Below are 25561 nucleotides of genomic sequence, written 5' to 3'. Positions count from 1 at the left end.
AAATATACAACAACTTAGTAAAAGGAGAATTTTAATGAAAAATAAGCCCACTAAAGTAATATTAACTATAGCTAGTATACTACTTTGTTTAGGTATTTTTACAAACAAAATATATGCTATTGAAAATAAAATAAGCACAGTGCCTGTAGTAGTACAAGACCTGCAAGACAAGGAAGCTCTTGCTAATATATTTAGAGAAATCAAAATGATAAGAGACAATATGAGAACTATAGATATAAATACTCAAAGTATAAAGGAAAAAAGTGGGATACTAAAACCACAAATAACATCATATATGAATCAATTACAAGGGGTATCTAATAATCTAGAAAGACATAAAAGTATATATAAAGATTCTCAGCCAGATATATTTGTTGCAGATCAACTGCAAATACTATCATCTGTATATCAAGCACTTTTACGAGATCAATTAATATTGATAGATGGACTTTTAAAAGATGATCCAGAATCAAGCAAATTAGTTTTTTCTGATTATTTATACACTATATACTATTATGTGACATTAGGTGATCAAATGCTTAACTATATAAATGAAAACTACGGATTTTAAAATCATATTTTATAACATAAAATGAGCTATCTTTATATAAAGATAGCTCACTTTTATATAGAAATTTTAATTATCAACCTCATGAAATATATTATCAAAATGAATTTTAATATCTTGAATTCTTCTATTTTCAACTTTTAGAATAGTAAACTTAATATCATTTATTAAAAGCTCTGTATTTTCATCAGGAATTTCATCTAAATTAGTTATTAAATAACCATTTAAAGTATCATAATCTCCTTCATCTAAATCAAGTTCAAATTCTTCATTAAAATCATTTATAGATAGAGAACCTTTGACTATATAATTATTATCATCAATTTTTTTTATAGGTTTTTCTTCTAAATCATATTCATCTTCTATATCACCGACAATTTCTTCTATTAAGTCTTCTAATGTAACTATTCCACTAAAGCCTCCATACTCATCAAATAATAAAGAAAGATGTATTTTTTTTTCTTTTAAAACCTTAAATAGTTCATTAGTTCTTTTAATTTCTGGAACAAAATAAGGTTCATGAAGAAGGTTTTCTAATTTAACATTTTCAAATCCTACTTTTCTGGCTTCATTAAATAGATCTTTAATATACAATACACCTACTATATTATCTATATCATCTTTGAAAACTGGTATCCTTGAATAATTAAGATCACATATTTCATCTAATATAGTATTTATATCATCATCTATATCTATTAAAAAAGTATCACTTCTTGGAGTCATTATTTCTTTAGCCAACTTATCATTAAAGTCAAATACTTTATATATCATTTGCTTTTCATCATATTCTATACAGCCATCTTCTTGAGATTGTATTATAAGTGACCTTAATTCTTCTTCAGATATTTTTTCTTCTATATCAACGTCATTATTTTTAGTTAACTTTAAAACTAGAGAAGTGGACATAGAAAGTATTTTTATAAAGGGTTTAGCGATTATAGATATAAGATAAACTGGCTTTACAGAAAATAGTGCTATACTTTCAGCTTTTTTAAGAGCTATTCTCTTAGGTACTAATTCACCAAAAACTAGTGTAAAGTATGATAATAATAAAGTTATACTTATCATAGATATTTCACTAGTATATGGAAGGTTTAATGGAATTAATACTGTCTCTAAATAGCTAGATAACCCAGTAGCAGCAGATGCACTTGAGAAAAAACCAGCTAGTGTTATACCAATTTGTATAGTAGATAAGAAGTTACTAGGTTCTGCTATAAGCCTTTGAAGTAAGATTGCTTTTTTATTACCTTCATCGCTTAAAGATTTGATTTTTGATTTGTTAACAGAAACTATAGCCATTTCTGCTGAAGCAAAGAATGCATTAATACTTGTAAGTATTACTATTAAAACTAATTGTGGGATCAAGTTCCCGGGGTCTGAATCTAAATTACTCATTTTTTCCTCCTAAACATTTTAAATTTAATACATTATTTTAATTAATGAGATTTGTTAGATACTATATATGTAGTATATAATATAAGTTTGTCTAAGGTTATAAACCTTAGACAAATAATTTATTTAAAACATCTTGCTTAACTATACAATAGATAGACTTATAGACAAAAAGGGTAGTTGTTTATTAAGCAAGATATAGTAAGCTATTTTTTCGTTATAAATTTAGTTCCTTCCATTAGCAATGTACTAATAATTGCTAATACTAAACAAGTTATAAAGCTTGTAAAGTTGTAATTATTTGGTATTGAGAAAATATCTCTCATAAATGGAAGTAGTGTAAGTGAAAACATACCTAAGCAAGTAACAACAGCACCTAATGCATATTTATTAGATTTAAATCCGATCTTAAATATAGTTTCAGTGTTTGATCTTGATGCAAAAGTCTGTATTATTCTAGATAATGTTAAAGTTGAGAAGGCCATAGCTACTCCCATTTCAGGTGAAGTTTTAAGACCAATATATTGAGCTATTATAGTAACTAGACCAATAATAGAACCTCTAGTTAATACAGATTTTAAAGTATCTTTTGATAATATTTTTTCATTAATATCTCTTGGAGGATTTTTCATAACAGACTTTTCAGGCTGTTCAAGTCCAAGAGCAATTGCTGGTAGGGAATCTGTAACTAAGTTTATAAATAGTAATTGTATAGTTGTAAATGGATTAGGTAAGTTAGCAAATACAGAAAATAGTATAGCTATTATTCCACCTAGATTACCTGAAAATAAATAAGTTATAGATTTTTTTATGTTAGTATAAACTGTTCTACCAACTTCAACAGCATTTACGATACTAGCAAAGTTATCATCAACTAACACCATAGCAGATGCATCTTTAGCAACTTCAGTACCACTACCCATACCTATACCTATATCTGCTTGCTTAAGTGCAGGAGCATCATTAACGCCATCACCAGTCATAGCACATACTTTACCTTTTCTTTGCCATGCTTTTACTATTCTTATTTTATTTTCTGGTGAAACTCTAGCATAAACTGATATATGTTCTAATTTTTCATCTAACTCTTTATCACTTAATAAATCAAGCTCTTTACCAGTTAAAGCTATATCATCAGCCTCCATTATGCCAATATCTTTAGCAATGGCAGCAGCAGTAGTTTTATGGTCTCCTGTTATCATAACAGTTTTTATACCAGAATTTTTAGCATTTTTAACTGCATCATAAACTTCTTCTCTAGGAGGGTCTATCATTGCAGTAAGACCTATTAAAGTAAGATTATTTTCATCACTTATATCTAAATTAGTATCATTAACTTTCTTAGTTGCAAAAGCTAAAACTCTAAGAGCTTTATTTGAAAACTCTTCATTTTTTTTCTTATAATCTTCTATTATTTCATCAGTTATAGAAACTACCTCTCCATCTTCAAGTGAATAATTACATCTACTAAACACAATATCAGGGGCACCTTTAGTAAACATTACTAAGTCACCATCTATTTTATTAATAGTAGACATTAATTTTCTATCACTATCAAAAGGTAATTCTCCAACTCTTTCGTATTTTTCTCTTATAGATTTGTAGTCAAATTCATTTTTATTAGCATAGTTCATAAGTGCTATTTCTGTTGGGTCACCAATTTCAACACCTTCGCTAGTTATATCTGAATCGTTACAAAGACTTGCGCAAAGTATTAAAGAAGACTCATTAAGTGAAATATTATTAGTTAAAGCAATCTCACCATCAACATTATCAGCAAGTACTTTAGAAGTAGAACCATACATATAAGTATCTACAACAGTCATTTTGTTTTGAGTTAAAGTACCAGTTTTATCAGTGCATATGACACTTGTAGAACCTAGCGTTTCAACTGCTGGAAGTTTTCTTATTATAGCTTGTTTTTTAGCCATAGTGTTAGTTCCAACTGCTAAAACTATAGTAACTATAGAAGATAATGCTTCTGGTATTGCAGCAACTGCAATGGCAACTGAGAACATAAATGAATCAATAACACTTGCATTTCTTAAAAGCTGAATAGCAAATATAAGAGCTGCTAAACCTACTATACCAATTCCAAGTTTTTTACCAAATTCATCTAATTTAACCTGAAGTGGTGTTTGCTTATTTCCTGCATTATCTAGCATATGTGCTATCTTACCCATTTCAGTATTCATAGCTGTAGATGTAACAACATAAACACCTCTACCATATACTACCATTGAGCCACTAAATACCATATTTTTTTGATCGCCAAGGGCAACTTCTTCTTCTATCATATTTTCATGTTTTAGTACAGGTTCACTTTCACCAGTTAACATTCCCTCAACAACCTTAAGGCTTTGAGATTCTATAACTCTACCATCTGCTGGGACGTAGTCGCCGGCCTCTAGGATAACTACATCTCCAGGAACTAGTTCTCTTGAATCTACAGTAATCTTTATGCCATTTCTTATAACTTTAGCAGTAGGAACTGATAATTTTTTTAAACTATCAAGTGAACCTTCAGCTTTTTGGGTTTGAACAACTGATAATATAGAGTTTAGTATTAAAACTGCAAATATTATAACTGATTCAATTGCTTCACCTAAGAATATTTGAACTAGAGCTGCTACTAAAAGAATAATAACTAATGGATCTTTAAATGTTTCTAAAAACAATTTAAAAACAGAAGTTTTTTCCTTTTCTTTTAGTTCATTATAGCCATGCTTAGAGAGCTTCTTGTCAAACTCCTCCTGTGTAAGACCTTGTAAGCTAGAATCTAGCTCATTTAAGACTTTTTCAATATTTTTTTTGTAAAACATTAACATACCTCCATTTGCTTTTTTTGGCAAATAAAAAAGACCTCATGAATAAATTATTAAACGTAAATTTATTCTGAAGGTCTTGCTAACAAGTTATGTACTTGCTAATCAACCGGGATATTATCCGACATGACGATTGATTATCACAAAGTGTGAAAGCTACTCCCCCTCAGGGAGACTTATTTATTTATATAGTCATTATATTCCCATTATTATATATTGACAACACTTTTTTTTTATTTAACTTAGATTTAACATTTAAATGTTATATATCAATCTACAAAATTCGACCAATTATTATAAAAAATATAGATAAAGCATTGATTTAACTGGTATTTAATATATTAAAATTTAAATATATAAATTTAAATATATATTAGCATACAATAAAGTGAAATTTTATTAATAGTAAAGTATATAAATATTATATTAAATATAAAAACTAGTGTATTAGTATATATAAATAACTGAATTTATATTATAATAGTTTCAATTAATAAATGTAACGAGGTGAGAAGATTAAAGTATTAATAATAAATAGTTTTGATTTAATCAATTTGTATTACATATATTAGGGAGGAAGAAATTTGAGTACAATATTAAAAAAACTTATTAGATTATTTTTAGGATTATGGTTTTGTGCTATGGGTATAGCATTTATGGTAAATGCTAAACTAGGACTATCACCATGGGATGTACTTCACCAAGGTATAGCTAATAAAATAGGAATAACAATCGGAACTGCTACAATAGCAGTAGGGCTTATATTAGTTATAATAGATGTCATACTAGGTGAAAAAATTGGTTGGGGAACTGTATTAAATATGATATTTATAGGAATATTTTTAGATATCATATTGTTTAGTGGCCTAATACCAGTTTCTAATAATTTAGTATTTGGCATAGTAATGCTTATAATAGGAATGACTCTTATGGGGTTTGGAATGGTTTTATATTTAGGAAGTGGACTTGGCAGTGGACCCAGAGATGGTATGATGATCGCTTTTCAAAAGATAACTAAAAAGCCTATAAAGGTAGTAAGAGGAACTATGGAAATTAGTGCTTTAATACTTGGCTACTTATTAGGTGAACCAGTAGGTATAGGAACTTTAATAACAGCATTTTGTCTTGGACATTTTATACAGTTAGTATTTAAAATATGTAACTTTAAAAGTGCTAACATAAAACATAGATTTATATATCAAGATATAGAATATGCTAAATCTTATTTAAGTAAAAATACTTAAGCAATTTATTTTGTATGTATTAGATTTTATATCATTAAATAATTATATTAAAAATAAAAGGAGTAAATCTAGTAATTAAAAATTATTTAGAAGTACTCCTTTTATTTTTAATACATATTTACCAATGCATCAAAACTTTATAGAGCTTACATTAGAAAATGTATAATTATTTATTTTTTTTTAACTGCAACTTCATTATCTATTAATTGAAGATTATATTGTTTAATTAAATTTATTAAGTATTGTGCATAGACTTTTTTACCATTTGAATCTTCTATAGTAGAGTAACCAGCATTTTGTAAAGCAATCGCTTGAGGGATATATGTTTTTGCAGAAAACACTCCATTATTTTTATATCTCTTGTTTTCATATAAAAACTTGCCATGATCACGAATAGAATCGTATTTATTTTTATATTTTCTAAATTTATCATTTATAGTATTATTATAAAATTCATTAGTTTCAAGAAATACAGATTCCCCATTCCAATTAGTATCAGCCTTTATACCAAAGTAATTATTAAAATCTGAAGAGAGTCTAGATTCACCCCAATTAGATTCTAATATTGCTTGAGCTATAGTTATAGATGGTAATACTTTATACTTTTCATAATTATCTATTGCAACTTCTTTTATATCATTTATAAAATTCATATATTTAGTATTTGGTGAAGTTTTATTAGGTGTTAAACTATAATGCTTTAAATCATCTATATATTTATATACTAAAGAGGTCTTTTCCTTATCTAAGTTTAATTTCTTAATAACACTTTCTAGAGAATTTATATAATATTTACCTGAATTTTCTTTTATAAACATATTTGAAATTTTAAATATTTCACTATCGTCTACCTTGTTTTGATTATTATTGTTTAAAACACTTACTATAGAACATACGTATTTCCAATTTACTTGAACTTTATTTTCACTAGCTTTATCAACAATATTTATATATTTAGAAACATTAATATCATCCAAATCTATGTTTTTTTGTTTATTTAAAATTTTTGACCCTATAAAAATACATATTAAAACAGATATAACACATATGATTATAGTTTTATTTATCTTCATTTTATCATCTCCCTTAATATAAACTTGAACTTTATTGTATCATATATATTTAAATTAAAAATAGAATTTACAACTAATTTACAAGTTATATAATAAAGTAAGTTTTTATTAAGGTTTATTTAAGGTTAAATTTAAGCTTCTTTAAATTTGAAAGAATATATTATGTTTGTAAGAAAAAGAAGCATAATATAATTAGTATTTATTTAAGGTATAGAAATAGAGATAATTATATAGATGTAAAAGTTATTTGAGTATAAAGATAGTATAAAAATATAATTGTTACTAAAAATAATAATAATTATATAAAGAAAGGGAGTTATTATGAAAAAGTTATTATATATAAGTGTAAACTCAAAACCTGAAAATTTATCATCAAGCAAAACAGTAGCAAGAAAATTTATAAATAGATTTTTAGAAAGAAATAAAGGTTTTGTTGTTGAAGAAATTGATTTATATAAAGAACATATACCAAGACTTGAGTATCAATACTTTGAAAAAAGAAACTGCATAGTAAGTGAAGAAAATTCAAGAAAGTTAGATGATAAAGATAGAAAAGAAATACAAAAAATTAGAAAACTATGTGATCAATTTATCAGTGCAAATGTATATGTTATAGCAGCACCAATGTGGAGTTTATCATTTCCAGCACCACTTAAAGAATATATAGACTGTATTATTCAAGATAAAAAAACTATAAGTTTTAGTGATGAAAATAAAAAGCCTAAAGGTCTACTTGATGATAAACCTAGAACAATGATTTATATTCAATCATCGGGCGCTCATGTACCTTGGATATTAAAGCCTGCTTTTAACAAAGGAGTGAACTATATAGAAGATATAGCTAAATTTATGGGAATTAAAAAATTTGAAGATTTATTAGTAGATGGAACAGGTTATACAGAAGAAGAAAGATTAGGCGCTATAAAAAAAGCAACAGATCATATAGATGATGTTATAGATTCTATGAAATTTTAAGTAATCATATGTTTAGTTATATAATTATCTTAAGTTATATATATTATAAAATAATAAAAAAGGAGATATTTATGCTAAAATATCTCCTTTTTTATGTTTAGTAAAACTAAATAAAACAAAAATTTTTATAAACTCAAAATTATATATACTAAACTAAAAAAAATTTAATATAAGAATAGGAAAAAAATAATACACATGTAACCCTTGGAAATACTAGTATCTTCAAAAGATTTAAAAGTTTATAAAAAAAACTCCAAAAATCCCTTGAAAAAATATTGTCAATCTTATATAATATTTAGTTTTAAAATTCACACTATACAAAATAATTTAAAATATATATAATGATATTAAGTCAGGGGAGCTGACTAATAAATTATAAAAATATAGGAAGGGATATTTATGGATAGGCGGACGAATGTAAAAAAAATAATGTTAATATTGTTAGGGGCAATGATATTGTCATTTGGAATATTTAATCTAAATTATCAAAACAATATAACTGAAGGTGGAGTGTTAGGAGTTTTACTACTGCTAAAGAATGTTTTCAATGTGGATTTATCTATGGCAAATATATTAATAGATCTTAGTTTATTTGCAGTAGGTTATAAGTTCTTTGGAAAGAAGTTTTTAATGTATTCATTAGTTGCAACAATTAGCTTCTCAGTGTTTTATTCTATATTTGAAGGAATAGGACCTATAATACCAGTTCTTGAAAGCAAGCTACTAGGGACTATATTATCCGGTTTATTTGTAGGTGTAGGAGTTGGTATAATAGTTAGAGAAGGTGCAGCAGCTGGTGGAGATGATGCTTTAGCATTGGTGATTTCTAAGATTACATCTTTAAAAATAGGTAAGATTTATATGATAAGTGATGTAGTTATACTTATATTATCTTTGTCATATCTATCTGCATATGATATATTTTGGTCTTTAATAGCTGTAAATATAAGCGGAAGGCTTATAGACTTAATATATAACTACAACAACACAGATAAGCTAGCAAGTGCTTAACATATATAAAGACAGGTTTAAATACCTGTCTTTTTTGTTAAATAAATTTTGATTATAAAAAAGAAGAACTAAACATTAAAAATATTTAAAAGAGGAATATATATAAATATGTTGAATAATATAATAGAGAGATAAAGGGGGGATAAATAATGTTTTTCTTTAATAATATTAGTGGAACAGGAGTAGTAGTTTACCCAGGTTCTAATGTAGAGTTTTATGAAATAGTAGACACTAATGAGTACAAGATATCTATAAATAAAAGAACTTATAAAGTTAGCGAAGAAGTTTATAATGATGTAAAAAATAGATATGAAAAATAATATAAATACTTAAAAAAAGACTTAAGAAAATTCTTAAGTCTTTTTTTATTAAAATAAAAATCATATATTATAAAGAATAAAATAGTACAAACAGAATAATTGAAAACTACTAATACATATGGGATAATTAAATGATAAAAAGCGATCTAAAGGAGTAAAATATAATGATAAATATAAGATGTGAACTAGAAAAAGATTATAATATAGTAGAAAATGTAGTAAAGGGAAGTTTTAAAAATGAAGAGTTTAGTGATAAAGATGAGCATAACTTAGTTAATAGATTAAGAAATAGTAAAGAATATGTAAAAGAATTAGCTCTATTAGCCGAAGTAAATGAAGAAATAGTAGGTTATTCTTTGCTTACTAAAATAAAAATAAAAAACAAAAACGAATCTAGAGAATCTTTAGCATTAGCTCCAGTTTCAGTACTACCAGAGTATCAAAAGAAAGGTGTAGGAAGCACACTAATAAATAAGGCTATAGAAAAAGCTAAAAATCTAGGATATACATCTATAGTAGTATTAGGACATCCTAACTACTATTTAAAGTTTGGATTTATAAATGCTAGTGAATTTGATATAAAACCACCATTTGAAGTTCCAGATGATGTTTTTAAAGTTTTAGTATTAGATGAAGAGAAATTTAAAGGTACAAGCGGAGTAGTAGAGTATTCAAGTGTTTTCTTTGAATAGTAGTATCAAATTAATTTAAAATAATAACTAAGAAAATTCAAAGATAATTATAAAAGACGGTGTCATATTTCACGACACCGTCTTTTGACTATTTTTTCTTATTAAATTTATTATTTGTAGATTTTTTATGTTCATACTTATCTACTTTTTTATTTTTACTTACTTTTTCTTCTTTTTTAGCTTCATTTTCTTTAGATTTTTTTCTAGCTTCTTTTTTCATCTTATCAAAATCAATTTCTACAAACTTGCCATTTTTTAACTCAACAGCTTTCATATCTATTTTAAAATCTCTTCTATAATCTCTTATAGTAGATAAATTTTGATTAGTTATTATAGATATTGCAGTTCCTTTTCTATTTCCTCTAGCACTTCTACCACATCTATGTATATATTCATTTTTACTAGGTGGGAAGTCTAAGTTAAATACATGACTAACCTCGACTATATCTAATCCTCTAGCAGAAAGATCAGAAGATACTAAAATACGAACTTTACCACTTCTAAAAGCACTAAGTGCATTTTTTCTATCTTCTTTAGTCATTTTACCAGATATACAAACAGCTTTATAGCTATGGTAATTAAGTTTTTCAGTTATAACCTCTATAATATCTTCATCATTGACAAACACGATAGCTCTACTTGGATTAGCAGAAGCTAGGGATTTTCTAAGTAATGTAAATTTTTCTCTTCTATCTCCATATAAATACATATGATTTATATTAGGATTTATTATTAATGTATCTTTAGTTTTAATCATTTTCATATCTTTCATTAAGTAATCACACATACTTATAGTATTTTCATTTAAACTAGCTGAAAATCCTAAAAGTTGTCTATCTCTTAATGTAGTCTTTATTATATTTTCAACAACTTCTTCATTTTTACCACTAAGTAAACTATCAACTTCATCAAGTATTATAGTTTTTATAGTATGTGCTTTAAGTTTTTTTTGCTTAATTAAGTCTAAAACTCTACCACAAGTACCAACTACTATATGAGGTTTTATAGTTTTTATATTTTTTATTTGCTTTTGAATATTTACTTCACCTATTATAGAAAAAGCAGTAACATTCATATTAGAATTCTTTGACAAAATTTTAGCTTGTTCAGTTATTTGCATAACTAATTCGTGAGTAGGTGCAAGTATTAACACTTGTGTTTCTCTTTTCGTAGTGTCTATTTTTTCAAACATAGGAAGTAAGTAAGCTAAAGTTTTTCCACTACCCGTTTGAGCGCTTACTAATAAGTCTTTATTATCTAATATATCTTTTATAGTTAAAGATTGAACTTCTGTTGGAGAAGTTATATTTTGTTCTTTAAGTCCTTTTATTAGGTTTTCATTTAAGTCTAATTTTTCAAATGTGTTCATTTTTAACTCCTTTACATATCTTGTAAATTACATTATACACGTATTATATATATTTTTATACAGTATGAGGTAAATTATTTAAGCTTAGGAATAAATTTAGGTAATATAATATTCAAAATTAGTATAGACTGTGGTCTTACACCATAGTTTATAATTATTTTGAGGTGATAAATATGAAACTTTTAACAGGTCAAGTTAGTAAAATTTTTAATATAAGCAAAGATACTTTAAGATATTATGACAAGATGGGACTCTTAAAGCCAGATATAAATAAGTCAAATGGATATAGATATTACTCACAAGAACATATTGATCAGTTAAATTTAATCCTAGCTACTAAGGACCTAGATATATCTTTAGCTGATATAAAAGAAACTATAGAAAGTGAAGAACTGTATAAATATAAAGAATTAGTAAATAAGCAAGAAAAACTAATAGAAGAAAAGATAGAGTCCTTAAAAAGAAAACAAAAACAATTAAAAAAATGGAACGAAATATTAGATATTGTAATAAATTTTGAAAATGAATATGACTTTAATAATATTAAAGTATACAGAGATACATACAGTTTTTATTTAATAAATTTAGATAAAATATTAGAAAAAGACTTTAATAAAGAGTATATAAGGTGCATAGATGAAGTATTAGAATGTATGAATGAAGAATGTTACTACACTATGTACAATTTGAATAATGGCAAAGGTATAGAAGAAGATGAAAGTAATATTCTTATAAAAGAAGATGAGAAAAATATTAGTATAATAAAAAAGTATATGGATAAGAACTTAAATTTAATACATAGAGAAATTAGTGGAGATTTTATTTGTGTAAAATTTTATGGGAATTCTGATGAACTAAATGATTATTTACTAAGGCTTAGTAAACACTTTAACAAAAAAGAAAATAATGAGGTATTTATAAAGTGTGGCTTTTATATACCTAAAAAGAATAACGATGAAAAATATTTTGTAGAAATTTTATTAAAAGTCTAAATCATAGTTGATTATATAGTAGAACCACACATTAGAATAAATTCATCAATAGATCTTAGGAGGTATATATTTTGAATCTAATTAAAAATAAAGTATTTTTAACAATACTTATAACAGATATAATACAGCAAATGGCTATATGGATAAGAAATATAGCTATAATGTTTTTTATAATGGATATAACAAATAGTGATCCATTAGCAATATCATCACTTAATTTTATAGAGTTTTTACCAATGTTTTTACTTACTTTTATAGGAGGAATAATAGCTGATAAGTATAATCCTAAAAAACTAATGATATGTGGAGATTTATTTAGTTTTATATCATTTATAATACTAGGCTTAGCGATATCTAAAGGATATATAATAGCTATATTTTTAGCAGTATTAGTTTCTGCTAGTGTTACACAATTTTCATATCCTGCATCACAAAAATATTTTAAGGAATATATAGATGAAGAATATATAGAAAATGCAGTTGGAATAAATCAACTTTTAAGCTCTGGATTTTTTGTTATAGGACCATTTATAGGATCTTACTTTTACTTTAATTTTGGAATAGGTAAAACATTAATAATATTATCAGGATTGTTTTTAGTATCCATTTTATTATTATTAACATTACCTAATAAGAGTTTTGAAAAAATAGAGAGTAGCGGTATACGTGAAGATATTAAGTTAACTTTTAAATATTTAAATGAAAAAGAGATACTAAAGTTGTTATCTAAAATATTTTTAACAGTAGCCTTTGCTATGGGAATAGCTAATAACCTAGATATATTCTTAGTAACGGAGAGGTTAGGCCTTAGCAAAGAGTTTTATCAGTTCTTTTCAGGGATAGCAGGAGTGGGAGTAATAGTTGGGGGTGGACTATATTTAGTCATATCTAAATATATGAATATGAAAATATTATATAGTCTTATAGGAGTGTTTGCTATAACAGTATTTTTTGAAGGATATTCAATAAACCCAGTATTTACTATGAGCCTTCAATTTATAGATAATATACTTGGTGGAATACTTAGTGGATATGTAATGGCGCTTATAACTAAAGTCACAGACCAAGAATATTTAGGTAAAATAAATGGATTAACATCAACACTTATGACATTAGGTATAATGGGAGGGACTCTTATATCAGGAATTATTATGAAATATTCATCTATAGTAGTTGCCTTTTTAGTAGCAAGTATATCATTTTTAATAAGTTTTATAATACTTTATAAAGGGGTTAACAAAGGATTATTAAAATAATAGGTTAGTGTTTAAAAGTAAATTAGAGTTATACATATAAAAATGAGCTATTTTAAATAGCTCATTTTTTAGTTAAATTAAAAATATTTTTCAGAATATAATTTTAAATCAAATATAGTTTTAACTATTTTAAGCTATATCCGTTAGTAGTTTTTTCTATAACACCATCTTTAAGCATTTTTCCAATAAGTATTTTAGATATATGAGAAGGATCTTTTATAACTAACTTGTCTTTAGAGTAAAATAAAGATGCTTTTAGATTTAAAATTTCATTTTCAATATCTTTTTTAGATAAAGTATTTTTAGTTTTAAAAGCTTTCATAACAGCTTTGTAAGATTTATTATAAAGTAAGTCTAGTAAATCATTAGGTTTATTTCTTTCTTTTATAATTCCCCAAGTATAAATAATTATTGTTGCAATTGCAAATAATAATATGTATATAATAATATCCATTATCTACCATCCTTTTTTAAAGAAATAAATTTATTATCTTTAAGTATAGTAAAATATGTAATCAATCTTTCATATAATGGCTCACAGTCTTTTCCAAATGAAGCTTTAACATATTTAGATATATCGTATATAGAACTTTCACCATCTATATTTTTCCATACACAGCTTCCTAGTTTGTCTAACTTTATGGAACTACTTTTTGGGACTTTAAATAAATTTTGAGCAATCTTATCAAATAATCCTTTTCTCGTGATTTCTAATGTAACTATCCCAAAGTTATCCTCAGACCAAGTTATTTTTGAGTTTTTGATAGGAATAAAGTCTAAGTAATTTTTATCATTTTTTTTCATAATACCACTCCTACAAATTTAGAATAAGCAACTTATTTATAATTAAAGAAATAAGTAGGAGAAAATTTCTCCTACTTAAGTATATGTTTATAGATTTTTTATATTCTATGATGTTTTACTCCTTTTATCTTTATAGGAGATAGTAAACTTAAATAGTGTAATTATTAGTATGATAAATGCTATAATAGAACCTATTTGACCTAAATTAACAGAAGTAGAAAGGTTTATAGTATCAGCAAGTGTTGATTCTCCAACATTTATTATTGCAAATATAGCAAGTAATACCCCAATTAGACCTTCACCTGCTATTAGACCTGAAGTATATAATATACCTCTATCAATTTGTTCTTTTCTATCATCTTCAGATACTTTCTTTCTCTTTTCAAAGAATAATCTAATAATACCACCAACCATTACGCCAGCACTTAAATGTATTGGAAGATATAGTCCAACTGCAAATGGTAGTACAGGTATTCCTATTATTTCAACAGCAACAGCTATTCCTGCACCAGCAAATATTAAAGTCCAAGGAAGATTTCCCTCCATAACACCTTCAACAACTAGTTTCATAAGAGTAGCTTGTGGTGCTGGTATTTCTTTTGAACCAAATCCCCAAGCTGCATTTAGTAAGTATAATACTGCACCTATAGTTATAGCAGAAATTAATACACCTATAAGCTCTCCATATTGTTGTTTCTTAGGAGTTGCACCAACAATATAACCTGTTTTTAAGTCCTGAGAAGCATCTCCAGCAATTGCAGCTATAATACATATTACAGAACCTATAGCTATAGCACCCATCATACCATCTTGGCCAACAAGTCCTGTTGATTTTAATACTATAGTACTTATTAAAAGTGTAGCAATAGCCATACCAGAAACTGGGTTATTACTACTTCCAACTATACCAATAAGTCTTGAAGATACTGTTGCAAAGAAGAAACCAAATACAGCAACTAAAAGTGCTCCAACTAAATTAACTGGAATAGAAGGAACTAGCCATATGGCTATAACTACTAATAAAGATCCAAATAAAACAACCTTCATAGACATATCTTGATCAGTTCTAAGTGAACTTTCAGATTTATCTAAATTAGAATAATCCTTCATAGCTTTTCTAAATGTATCTATTATAAGAGGCAGTGATTTTATTAAACTAATAATACCTCCACAAGCAACAGCTCCTGCACCAATATATCTTATGTAATTATCCCATATATCCCAAAATCCTAGTTCAGTTATAGGAACTGTAGCAGGATAAAGTGTCATATTGGCACCAAATAATGATATTAGTGGAATTAATGCTATCCAACCAACTATAGCACCAGCAAACATATATCCAGATATCTTAAATCCACATATATATCCAACTCCAAGTAATGCAGGTAATACGTCTATACCAAAGGCTCCATTATGATACCCAGGTATTTCCCATTCAATTTCTGTTGGGAATAGTTTTAAACCATCACCTATAAATTTGTATAAACCAGCTATACCAAGACCAGCAAATACTATAGATGCTTTAGATCCACCTTCTTCTCCAGCAAGTAAAACTTCTGCACAAGCAGTACCTTCTGGATAAGGTAATACACCATGTTCTTTTACAATAAGTGCTTTTCTTAGAGGTATCATAAATAATACTCCAAGTATACCACCACATAAAGCTATGATTGCAATTTTAATTAAGCTTGGACTTCCAAGTCCCCAATCTTTCATCCATATAAACATAGCAGGTAATGTAAATATAGCACCAGCGGCCAAAGATTCTCCAGCTGAACCTATTGTTTGCACTATATTATTTTCTAGTATAGAATCTCTTTTCAATATAACCCTTAAAACTCCCATTGATATAACAGCAGCAGGGATTGATGCACTAACTGTCATACCAACTCTAAGACCTAGATAAGCATTTGCAGCACCAAATATTACAGCTAATAAGCCCCCAAGAACTATTGATGTAACAGTAAACTCAGGAACTATTTTATTAGCAGGAATAAATGGCTTAAAATTGTTTTGATTATCCATAAATATTCCCCCTTTTGAGCCATACATTAATAACTCATTTTAATATTAATTTTTTATAATTCATATAAATTTATAAATATGTTATGCAATACTTTTATCATAAGTAAGGTTGGGATTAGGAAAAGATATCTATAGTAGAGTATATACATTTAGAAAATTTATATGAATAAAATTAAAACTATATAGATTAAATTTAAGTAGTTAAAACCTAAAGAAATTTTACAATTTGATGATTCCTAAATTTTTCCACATGCTATTTTATAAGAATTCTAATTAAAATTATTGACAAGGTATTAATGCTAAAATATAATAATGATTATCAATATGAAATGAAAAGGAGAATTAATATGCGATTAGTTTATTCATTAATTTTTATAGTGGCTTTAGCGCTAATTTTTACATCTAGCATAAGAAAACATTCGAGGTTATTTTATTTAATAGCTTCAATAATAGCCACATCAACAGTAATTTATGAAATATTTAGATTAACCTCAGATATAAAATTACAAGGATTTATAGGTGAATTTGAAAAAGCATCTATGAAGGGGAATTTTTCAATAGCATTTTTTATATTAGTAATGTTTGCAGGAGCACTTAACCCAAGGTGGAAAATAACGAAAAAATTGTTAGGAATAAGAGCAGAGGCTGCGATTTTAGGATCTATACTAATATTTCCTCATTGTATAATGTATTTAGTACGTTTTATAGTGAAATTACTTAATTATAAGCCTATAACTACACTTTATATTATATATTTAATTGTTGGTTTAATAGCATTTATAATAATGATTCCATTGTTTATAACGTCTCTCAAAAAAGTAAGAGTTAAAATGCAGTATTTAGAGTGGAAAAAGTTACAAAGATGGGCTTATCCATTTTATGTATTAGTTTATGTACATATAGTACTTTCAATTTTAAATGATGATAAAGTTGATATATTAAAATTAAGTATATATAGTATATTATTTATTGGATACTTTGTATTGAAATTGATAAAGGCCTTAAAAAATAATAAAATTTTATTAAAAAAATAGATACTTTTCAAATAAAATTAAAGTAATAATAGATGTTAAGTATTTTTTATAAGTTATTATTAGATAGATTATTAAAAAGTTCAAAAAAATATGTATTATAATACTTTCTAGTATGTTTACTAGGAAGTATTTTTAGTTTTAAAAAAGTTAATAGGGGTATATGATTTATACATAGGTAGATTTTATGTTAAATTATAAGGATTAGAAATTTTAGGAGGTACAGATGATAAAATTAATTGCATCTGATATGGATGGAACCTTATTAAATTCAAAGAAAAAGATAAACAACGAATTTTATACGATATTAAAACAATTAAAAGAAGATAATATAATATTTACAGCGATAAGTGGAAGAGATATATTTTCTCTAAAGAAAGTATTTAAAGATATAGATGAAGATATTGTATTTGCAGCAAACAATGGAAACTATATAGAATATAAAGGTAAAGTTATTTTTGAGAACTATATACAAAAAGATAAGTTAAAAAATATAGCAATAGTTGTAAGAAAATTTTTTAAGCACAATACACTTTATTGTGGAAAAGATATTATATACAGCGAAAGTAAAGTTGCTAAGTTCATAGGGATTCTATGGGGGCTTAATATAAAATATACTAAAGATATTATGAAAATAAAGGATAATATTATAAAAGTTACGGTTTTTGGAAAACCAAGTGATATTAATAAAAATCGCGAGAAACTTAAAATTTTAAATAATGAGTTTATGGTAACTATATCTGGGAGATTTTCTATTGATATATGTAGATATGGTGGAAATAAGAAAAATGGAATAGAAATAATTAAAAATAAATTTAATATAAAATATGATGAAACTATGGTATTTGGCGATAATATGAATGATTTAGAAATGATGGCATCTGCATATTATAGTTTTGCAATGGAGAATGCTAAAGATAAAGTGAAGTCTAATGCAAGATTCATAGCTAAATCTAATGATGACAACGGAGTAGTTGAAGCCATAAAAGAAGTGGCTTTAGTTAATGAAAAGGCTAAATTGTAAATAAAAAAGGTGTTATCTCAGCAAATAATAGAGATAACACCTTTTATTATGATATGTAATATTTATTTACTAAGGAGCTTTTGTTTTTAAGCATAAGTTTAAATCTAATATCAAAAAAGCTTATTACAGCTATACTAGATAATATGGATATACAAGAAGATATCAATATAGCTCTTTTTGAAATATCAATTAAAATCATATTATTTATAAATGCAACTTCAGATACAAAGATAGACATTGTAAAACCAACACCTGCAATTAATGATACCAAAAATACAGACAACCAACTTATACTAGAAGGCTTTTCAGAAATTCTAAAAGTACAACCAATAAAACTAAAAAGCACTATTCCTAAAGGTTTCCCTAAACAAAGTCCTAAAATTATACCATAGACTAAAGAATTCGTATCAGAAGTACCTATACTGGAAGTAATAGAAATACCTGTATTAGCAAATGCGAAAAGTGGTATTATAAATAAACTATTAAAAGGAACTAAAATCCTTTGAAGTCGTTCTAAGGTATTGTATCCATTATTATTACGTGAAGGAATTGTGAGAGCTAATAATATCCCACTTATTGTACAGTGAACTCCACTTAAATAAATGAAATACCACAAAAACAAACCAGATACAAGGTAATAATATATGCTGTAAATATTAAATACTTTATTTGCTATAATAAGCAAAAGTACAATTGAAAGTGCTATAGATAAATAGATTAAATTTATATCCAATGAGTAAACTACACCTATAGCTAGTATAGAAATCAAATCATCCACGACTGCTAGGGAAAGTAAAAATACTTTAAGTGATGGATTAAGTTTTTTAGAAAATAGTAAAAATATACCTACTGCAAAGGCTATGTCTGTAGATATAGGTATACAAAATCCACTTAAAAAAGCAGTGTTTTTATTTAAATATATAAATATAGCTGCGGGAACAATAACACCGCCGATAGAAGCTATAACTGGAAAAGATGCCTTTTTAAAAGAGGATAAATTTCCATAAAGTATTTCGTGTTTTATCTCAAGACCTGCTACTAGAAAAAAAATAGCCATTAAAAAATCATTTACAAATATATGAAATGAAAAATTATTTACTATACAAATATCTTTAAATATAAACTCATAAATACTTCTTAAAGGAGTATTGTACATAAAAAGAGCACACATAGTAGCTAAAATTAAAAGTAAACTTGTTAGTACTTCTAATTTTAAAGACTTTTTATAGGTTCTTAATAATCTCAATATATCACCAACTAACTTTAAATTTTTAAACAAGCATATAATAAATCTATGAATAGTGATACATAAATATGAGTCTATAATATTATTAAGTTATCAATATTATCATGAATAATATAAACCTAAAATATAAAAAATTAAATTTTATTTATGTTGAATTATACAACTATTTATTGTAAAATTAAATTTGTCAGTTAGTCATGGATAAGTCAAAAAGACTAGACAAAAGACTAGACAGAAAACTATAATAAACCGTATAAATATTAAAAATACTAGATAGTTTAAAGTTATCTAGGACTTGTTCGAGAACTCCAAGTATAAAAAACTAGGGATTTATATAGTGGCAGTATATAGACGTATCCTAGATACGCTTTTTTAATGCACTAAATAAAAGCGTATAGTTCTCCATTAAATGTTTATGGAGGAGATTAAAATGAAAAAAAGAAAAGTAATAATTGATTGTGATCCAGGAATTGACGATTCATTAGCAATACTTCTAGCATTAAATTCACCAGAATTAGAAGTATTAGGGATTACCGTATGTAGTGGAAATGTACCTGCAAACTTAGGAGCAAAAAATGCTCTAAAAGCACTTCAAATGTGTTCTTCGCTAGATGTACCTGTATATATAGGAGAAGAGCTACCTTTAAAAAAAGAACTTATAACAGCACAAGATACTCATGGAGAAGATGGTATAGGAGAAAATTTTTATGAAGAAGTTGATGCTAAAATTTTACATGGTGGAGTAGACTTTATAATAGATACTTTAAATAGAAATAAAGACGTATCTATTATAGCATTAGGTCCGCTTACCAATATAGCTAAAGCATTAATTAAAGATAAGAAAGCCTTCGATAACTTAGATGAGTTTGTTTCCATGGGAGGAACTTACAAAAGTCATGGGAACTGTTCACCAGTAGCAGAATTTAATTATTGGGTAGATCCACATGCTGCTGAATATGTTTATAAAAACTTACCTAAAAAAATTCATATGATAGGACTTGATGTAACTAGAAAAATAGTATTAACACCAAATATTATTGAATTTATAAACAAACTAGATAAAGATGTATCTAAATATATAACAGAAATAACTAGATTTTATATAGATTTTCATTGGAATCAAGAAGGCATAATAGGTTGTGTAATAAATGATCCATTAGCAGTCGCATATTTTATAGACAGAAATCTATGCAACGGATTTGATTCTTACGTTGAAATAGTAGAAGAAGGAAAAGCCATAGGTCAAACTATAGTAGATGCATATGATTTTTATAAAAAGAAACATAATGCACATATACTGACAGAAGTAGATGCAAAAGCTTTTATGAAGATGTTTATAAAAAATATATTTAAGGATAAAGGTAATATTATAGACTCTATAAAAGGAGTGATATAATATGGAAAAGAAATTAAACGTTAGAAACTTAACTTTAATAAGCTTTGGAATAGCTTTAAATGTAGTAGGAGCATTTATAGCCTATTCTTTAAGACTTCCTATATATATGGACTCTATAGGAACAATATTTATAGCCTGTTTACTTGGACCTAAATATGCCGTAATAACAGGTCTATGTGGAAGCTTAGTAAGTGGAATGACTTTTGATATATATTCAATATACTTTGCTCCTGTTCAAATAAGTACAGGGTATTTAGCTGGTTTGATGTATAAAAAAGGATTCTTAAAAGGTATAAAAACTCCTCTTGGAGTGTTTATATTCACATTACCAACATCTATAATAAGTGCCATGATAAGTGCATTTTTATTTGGAGGTATAACATCATCGGGTTCATCATATATTGTTCAAGTACTAAGTGTAATTGGAGTTCCAGATGTATTAAGTGTATTTATAACACAAATATTTACAGATTATGCTGATAAATTTGTGGCAGTACTATTAATAGGGGGTTGTGTTAATGCACTTCCTAGAAATGTAAAATCACAAATATTATTAAATAGATAAAATTCATAATAACTAATTTTTATAAATTTAAATTAAACATAGATTGGAATATATCAAATTAGGTATTATATTATGTATAATACCTAATTTATTATAAAGGAGAAAAAATGGACAGATATAGTGAAATAACTAATAAAAATCAAAGAGAAATAGTACTACTTAAAAGTTTTCCATGCGTATGGGGAAAATGTAGTTTCTGTGATTATATATTAGATAACTCAAAATCAGAAGAGGAAATAAATAAATTAAATTTTAAAGTACTTGAAAATATAACAGGAAAATACAAAGTTTTAGAAGTTATAAACTCAGGAAGTTGTTTTGAACTTCCGAAAGCTACACTTGATAAAATAAAAGATATAATAAAAGACAAAAATATTGAAAAACTATTTTTAGAAAGTCATTGGTCATATAAAAATAAAATACAAGATATGAGAGAATATTTTGAAATACCTATAACTTTTAAAATAGGTGTAGAAAGTTTTGATTATGACTTTAGAAATAATTTTCTAAATAAAAATGCTAAATTTAAAAGTGTAGAAGAACTTAAAACTTATTTTGATTCTCCATGCATGATGGTAGGTATAAAAGGTCAGACAAAAGAAATGATAGATAAAGATATGGATATAGTTTTAAATAATTTTGATCATGCTACTATAAATGTTTTTGTAAATAATACATCAGATATTAAAAGAGATGATGAGATAGTTAATTGGTTTGTAGATAAATATAAAGACTTACTAGATAAAAATCCTAATATAGAAGTATTATATAATAATACTGATTTTGGAGTAGGAGAATAAAAAGCTAGCTTAAATTTTTAAGCTAGCTTTTTAAATGTAGATTTGTCTTATAATTTTTATGATGAGTAACACTCTGAAGAATTTATACTATTAACTTTTTTATGATAGTCAATAAATAACGGTATAGATGCTGCAAGCCAAGCCATAGGACCTGCTAAACAAATACCAGTATAACCAATAGCTAAAGGTAATGTAAATGCAACAATAGTTCTGGCAAGTAATTCGTAAACACCAGCCATCATAGGCACGAAAGTATATCCCATACCCTGAAGTGCATTTCTGTATATAAATATTAAGCTAAGAGGTATAAAGAAGAAAGAAACTGTAGTTAGATATTTAGTAGCGTATGATATTACATTTGCATCTGAATTTGATACAAATAGCTTAACAAAATATTCACCAAGTGTCATAAGTATAATTCCACCAATAACACCAATAGCTATATTTATTAATGTACACTTTTTAACTCCCTCTTTAATTCGTTCGATATTATTAGCACCAAGATTTTGAGCACAATAAGTTGCCATAGTAACACCAAATGTTACACTTGGCTGCATAACAAGTTGTTCAACCCTAGAAGCAGCAGTATATGCAGCAACAATAGTTGATCCAAATGAATTAACAGCACCCTGAAGTATTACTGCTCCGACAGCAGTTATTGAAAATTGAAGAGCCATTGGGATTCCTATATTTAAGTGTTTCTTATAAAAGTCTAAGTTGAAGCTAAAATGTCTTTTTTCAAGTCTTAATATAGGAAATTTTTTAGCAGTATAAATTAAGCATAGTATACCTGAAACTCCTTGGGAAATAACAGTAGCATAAGCAGCTCCTTTAACTCCCATAGAGAATTTAACTATAAACATCAAATCTAGTATTATATTTAAAATGGATGCAACAATTAAGAAATATAAAGGAGTTTTACTATCTCCAAGTGCACGAAGTATACTTGCAATTATATTATAGAAAAATGTAACAAATATACCTCCGTATATAATTATTATATATGAATAAGCTTCATCTATTATATCATGTGGAGTTTTCATTAAATTTAAAAGTGGTTTAGTAAAAAATATACTTAAAATAGTAATTATAATAGTCATAATTACAGACAGTACAATTGCACTACCTACGGCTTTTTTAACACCTTCTTCATCATTTGCTCCAAACCTTTGTGAAACTAATACGGAAAAACCAGATGCAAGGCCTAATATAAATCCTATTATTAAAAAAATCATAGAACTTGTTGATCCAACAGCTGCTAGAGCTTTAACACCTAAAAATCTTCCAACAATTATTGTATCTACCATACTATAGAATTGTTGAAAAATATTTCCTATAAGTAATGGTATAGAAAAATATAAAATTAATTTTACTGGATTACCAGTAGTCATATCTTTAGTCATAAACATTCCCCCCTTTTATGTAAGACATATCCATCAGCATATACTAACATTATTTAAAACCATATACAATAGATTATAAAAAAGTTATTAAAAATGATACTATATTTTTATTATATTACAATAGTATTTAATTTATTGTTACAGAACAATTCTATAAAACTTACATTTAAATAAAAATCATTAAGTATATATTTTTTTAATTAATTTTGAAAATAGGTTGACATGAAGTGTACATAAAGTGTATATATATAATATATACATTTTATATACACTAAATATTAAGTAAGGAAGAGAGGTGTAAAATTGAATATAAATATAAGTAATACATCAACAATACCCTTGTATGAACAAATAAAAAGCCAGATACAAAATCAGATATTAGACTCAACATTAAAGCCAGGGGAAGGTCTCCCATCTATAAGAAATTTCGCAAAAGAATTAAAGGTTAGCATAATAACCATAAAAAGAGCCTATGAAGAACTTGAGAAAGAAGGATTTATAGAGACTGTTACAGGGCGAGGAACTTTTGTATCAACAAAAAATACAGATCGATTAAGAGAAATAGCTTTATATGAAATAGAAAATAAATTAGAGGATATTATAAGGCAAGTAAAATCAGTAGGTATAACATTAGAAGAAGGACTAGAAATATTTAAAAGTATATATGAAGAAATATAAGGAGGTATATTATGAATGCAATAGAGATTAGAAATTTGAAGAAAAATTTAGATACATTTAATTTATGTATAGATAATTTAGATATAAAAAAGGGATATATAACAGGGTTTATAGGTCCAAATGGATCAGGAAAAACTACCACAATAAAATTAATTATGAATATGATATTTAAAGATAGTGGTAGTATAAAAATATTTGGAAAAGAATATAAAAAAAATGATATAAATACAAAAGAATTAATAGGTTATATTGGTGATGTTCCTGGTTACTTAAATGAATCTAAACTTAAGGATATAAAAAAGTCAGTATCTTTTTTTTATAAGAATTGGGATGAATCATTGTATAGAAGATATATACAAAAATTTAAATTAGATGAAAATAAAATATATAAGAAACTTTCAAAGGGACAACAGAAAAAGTTTGAATTAACAATGGCGCTGTCTCATCATCCAAAACTTATAATAATGGATGAACCAACAGCAAATTTAGACCCTTTAGTCAGAAATGAATTTTTAGATATACTTCAAGAACATATAGAAAAAGAAGAAGCTACTGTATTTTATTCTACTCATATAACATCTGATTTAGATAAAGTCTCAGACTATTTAGTATTTATATATGATGGGAAAATAATACTAAGCGGAGATAAAGATAGCATATTAGAAAGACATAGTATGATAAGAGGTGGGAAAAATTTATTAGACAATGAAACTAAAAGAGCATTAGTAGCATTTAATGAAAATTCATTTGGATTTGAAGGATTAACATCAAATGTAAAACATGCATACGAAATATTTGGGGAAGAAGTTGTTTATGACAAAGTTAATTTAGAAGATATACTAATGTATTATACTAGGGGGTATTAA

Annotated in this window: 24 protein-coding genes and 1 riboswitch; of the genes, 15 read left to right on the top strand and 9 right to left on the bottom strand. The window is 26.2% G+C overall.

Annotated features, from left to right (window positions below):
* Window positions 1-34: 34 nt before the first annotated feature.
* Entirely contained in the window at window positions 35-571 is a 537-nt protein-coding gene (locus tag I1959_RS07725) for a hypothetical protein (RefSeq protein ID WP_195237775.1), read from the top strand.
* Window positions 572-637: 66 nt separating this feature from the next.
* On the opposite strand, the gene I1959_RS07720 is transcribed toward I1959_RS07725, so the two are convergent.
* Window positions 638-1969, bottom strand: coding sequence for a hemolysin family protein (locus I1959_RS07720; protein ID WP_166505462.1), 1332 nt, complete (start codon window positions 1967-1969; stop codon window positions 638-640).
* A gap of 203 nt (window positions 1970-2172) precedes the next feature.
* A complete protein-coding gene (locus tag I1959_RS07715; RefSeq protein ID WP_092925744.1) occupies window positions 2173-4788 on the bottom strand; it encodes a cation-translocating P-type ATPase in 2616 nt (871 codons plus the stop codon).
* Window positions 4789-5375: 587 nt separating this feature from the next.
* Here I1959_RS07715 and I1959_RS07710 point away from each other — a divergent pair.
* A complete protein-coding gene (locus I1959_RS07710) occupies window positions 5376-6035 on the top strand; it encodes a YczE/YyaS/YitT family protein (RefSeq protein ID WP_242977290.1) in 660 nt (219 codons plus the stop codon).
* A gap of 170 nt (window positions 6036-6205) precedes the next feature.
* Here the strand turns inward: I1959_RS07710 and I1959_RS07705 are convergent, their stop codons facing one another.
* Entirely contained in the window at window positions 6206-7108 is a 903-nt protein-coding gene (locus I1959_RS07705) for a glycoside hydrolase family 73 protein (RefSeq protein ID WP_166505461.1), read from the bottom strand.
* Window positions 7109-7429: 321 nt separating this feature from the next.
* Here I1959_RS07705 and I1959_RS07700 point away from each other — a divergent pair, with 321 nt between their 5' ends.
* The 4 genes from I1959_RS07700 to I1959_RS07685 all read left to right on the top strand — a co-directional run bounded on the left by I1959_RS07700 (window position 7430) and on the right by I1959_RS07685 (window position 10106).
* Window positions 7430-8083, top strand: a complete 654-nt coding sequence (locus I1959_RS07700) for an FMN-dependent NADH-azoreductase (protein ID WP_166505460.1) — start codon at window positions 7430-7432, stop codon at window positions 8081-8083.
* A 399-nt stretch (window positions 8084-8482) separates the two neighbouring features.
* Window positions 8483-9094: a YitT family protein gene (locus tag I1959_RS07695; protein WP_092925750.1), complete on the top strand. Its 612-nt coding sequence runs from the start codon at window positions 8483-8485 to the stop codon at window positions 9092-9094.
* A gap of 149 nt (window positions 9095-9243) precedes the next feature.
* Window positions 9244-9414, top strand: coding sequence for a hypothetical protein (locus I1959_RS07690; protein ID WP_166505459.1), 171 nt, complete (start codon window positions 9244-9246; stop codon window positions 9412-9414).
* A gap of 164 nt (window positions 9415-9578) precedes the next feature.
* Window positions 9579-10106 carry a GNAT family N-acetyltransferase gene (locus I1959_RS07685; RefSeq protein WP_166505458.1) on the top strand — a complete coding sequence of 176 codons (528 nt, stop codon included), beginning with the start codon at window positions 9579-9581 and terminating at the stop codon, window positions 10104-10106.
* Between the two features lie 88 nt (window positions 10107-10194).
* On the opposite strand, the gene I1959_RS07680 is transcribed toward I1959_RS07685, so the two are convergent.
* Window positions 10195-11475, bottom strand: coding sequence for a DEAD/DEAH box helicase (locus tag I1959_RS07680; RefSeq protein WP_195237773.1), 1281 nt, complete (start codon window positions 11473-11475; stop codon window positions 10195-10197).
* Window positions 11476-11648: 173 nt separating this feature from the next.
* Between I1959_RS07680 and I1959_RS15355 the strand changes: the two genes are divergently transcribed.
* Window positions 11649-12467, top strand: coding sequence for a MerR family transcriptional regulator (locus tag I1959_RS15355; RefSeq protein WP_092925755.1), 819 nt, complete (start codon window positions 11649-11651; stop codon window positions 12465-12467).
* A 71-nt stretch (window positions 12468-12538) separates the two neighbouring features.
* Window positions 12539-13723, top strand: a complete 1185-nt coding sequence (locus I1959_RS07670; protein WP_166505457.1) for an MFS transporter — start codon at window positions 12539-12541, stop codon at window positions 13721-13723.
* Between the two features lie 124 nt (window positions 13724-13847).
* Here I1959_RS07670 and I1959_RS07665 read toward each other — a convergent pair whose 3' ends face one another.
* From I1959_RS07665 to I1959_RS07655, 3 genes are all read right to left on the bottom strand, one after another.
* Entirely contained in the window at window positions 13848-14177 is a 330-nt protein-coding gene (locus I1959_RS07665) for a hypothetical protein (RefSeq protein WP_092925758.1), read from the bottom strand.
* The gene (locus I1959_RS07660; RefSeq protein WP_092925760.1) at window positions 14177-14527 is read right to left on the bottom strand and encodes a PqqD family protein; all 351 of its coding nucleotides are present in this window, start codon (window positions 14525-14527) and stop codon (window positions 14177-14179) included. Before I1959_RS07660 ends, I1959_RS07665 begins: the two co-directional genes overlap by 1 nt.
* A gap of 105 nt (window positions 14528-14632) precedes the next feature.
* Window positions 14633-16552 carry an OPT family oligopeptide transporter gene (locus tag I1959_RS07655; protein WP_195237770.1) on the bottom strand — a complete coding sequence of 640 codons (1920 nt, stop codon included), beginning with the start codon at window positions 16550-16552 and terminating at the stop codon, window positions 14633-14635.
* 347 nt (window positions 16553-16899) lie between these two features.
* Between I1959_RS07655 and I1959_RS07650 the strand changes: the two genes are divergently transcribed.
* Entirely contained in the window at window positions 16900-17586 is a 687-nt protein-coding gene (locus tag I1959_RS07650; protein ID WP_092925764.1) for a ferric reductase-like transmembrane domain-containing protein, read from the top strand.
* Between the two features lie 223 nt (window positions 17587-17809).
* A complete protein-coding gene (locus tag I1959_RS07645) occupies window positions 17810-18607 on the top strand; it encodes an HAD family hydrolase (protein ID WP_092925766.1) in 798 nt (265 codons plus the stop codon).
* Between the two features lie 46 nt (window positions 18608-18653).
* Here the strand turns inward: I1959_RS07645 and nhaA are convergent, their stop codons facing one another.
* Complete coding sequence (gene nhaA, locus I1959_RS07640) at window positions 18654-19853, bottom strand: Na+/H+ antiporter NhaA (protein WP_243240017.1); 1200 nt, start codon at window positions 19851-19853, stop codon at window positions 18654-18656.
* Between the two features lie 288 nt (window positions 19854-20141).
* Window positions 20142-20185: riboswitch (PreQ1 riboswitch) on the top strand.
* A 98-nt stretch (window positions 20186-20283) separates the two neighbouring features.
* On the opposite strand from nhaA, the gene I1959_RS07635 reads away from it, so the two are divergent.
* From I1959_RS07635 to I1959_RS07625, 3 genes are all read left to right on the top strand, one after another.
* On the top strand, window positions 20284-21249 hold the full coding sequence (locus tag I1959_RS07635; protein ID WP_092925768.1) for a nucleoside hydrolase: 966 nt from the start codon (window positions 20284-20286) through the stop codon (window positions 21247-21249).
* Window position 21250: 1 nt separating this feature from the next.
* Window positions 21251-21814: an ECF transporter S component gene (locus I1959_RS07630; protein WP_092925770.1), complete on the top strand. Its 564-nt coding sequence runs from the start codon at window positions 21251-21253 to the stop codon at window positions 21812-21814.
* Between the two features lie 107 nt (window positions 21815-21921).
* Window positions 21922-22614: a radical SAM protein gene (locus I1959_RS07625; RefSeq protein WP_092925772.1), complete on the top strand. Its 693-nt coding sequence runs from the start codon at window positions 21922-21924 to the stop codon at window positions 22612-22614.
* Between the two features lie 56 nt (window positions 22615-22670).
* On the opposite strand, the gene I1959_RS07620 is transcribed toward I1959_RS07625, so the two are convergent.
* Window positions 22671-24017, bottom strand: a complete 1347-nt coding sequence (locus I1959_RS07620; RefSeq protein WP_195237768.1) for an MATE family efflux transporter — start codon at window positions 24015-24017, stop codon at window positions 22671-22673.
* A 303-nt stretch (window positions 24018-24320) separates the two neighbouring features.
* Between I1959_RS07620 and I1959_RS07615 the strand changes: the two genes are divergently transcribed.
* Together I1959_RS07615 and I1959_RS07610 are read left to right on the top strand one after the other, a co-directional pair.
* Window positions 24321-24695 carry a GntR family transcriptional regulator gene (locus tag I1959_RS07615; RefSeq protein ID WP_092925776.1) on the top strand — a complete coding sequence of 125 codons (375 nt, stop codon included), beginning with the start codon at window positions 24321-24323 and terminating at the stop codon, window positions 24693-24695.
* An 11-nt stretch (window positions 24696-24706) separates the two neighbouring features.
* Entirely contained in the window at window positions 24707-25561 is an 855-nt protein-coding gene (locus tag I1959_RS07610) for an ABC transporter ATP-binding protein (protein WP_195237766.1), read from the top strand.

This window comes from Romboutsia sp. 1001285H_161024_C4, from assembly GCF_015550185.1.
In the GTDB taxonomy this organism is placed as follows: domain Bacteria; phylum Bacillota; class Clostridia; order Peptostreptococcales; family Peptostreptococcaceae; genus Romboutsia_C; species Romboutsia_C hominis.
This window is presented reverse-complemented; position numbering and strand designations above follow the sequence as displayed.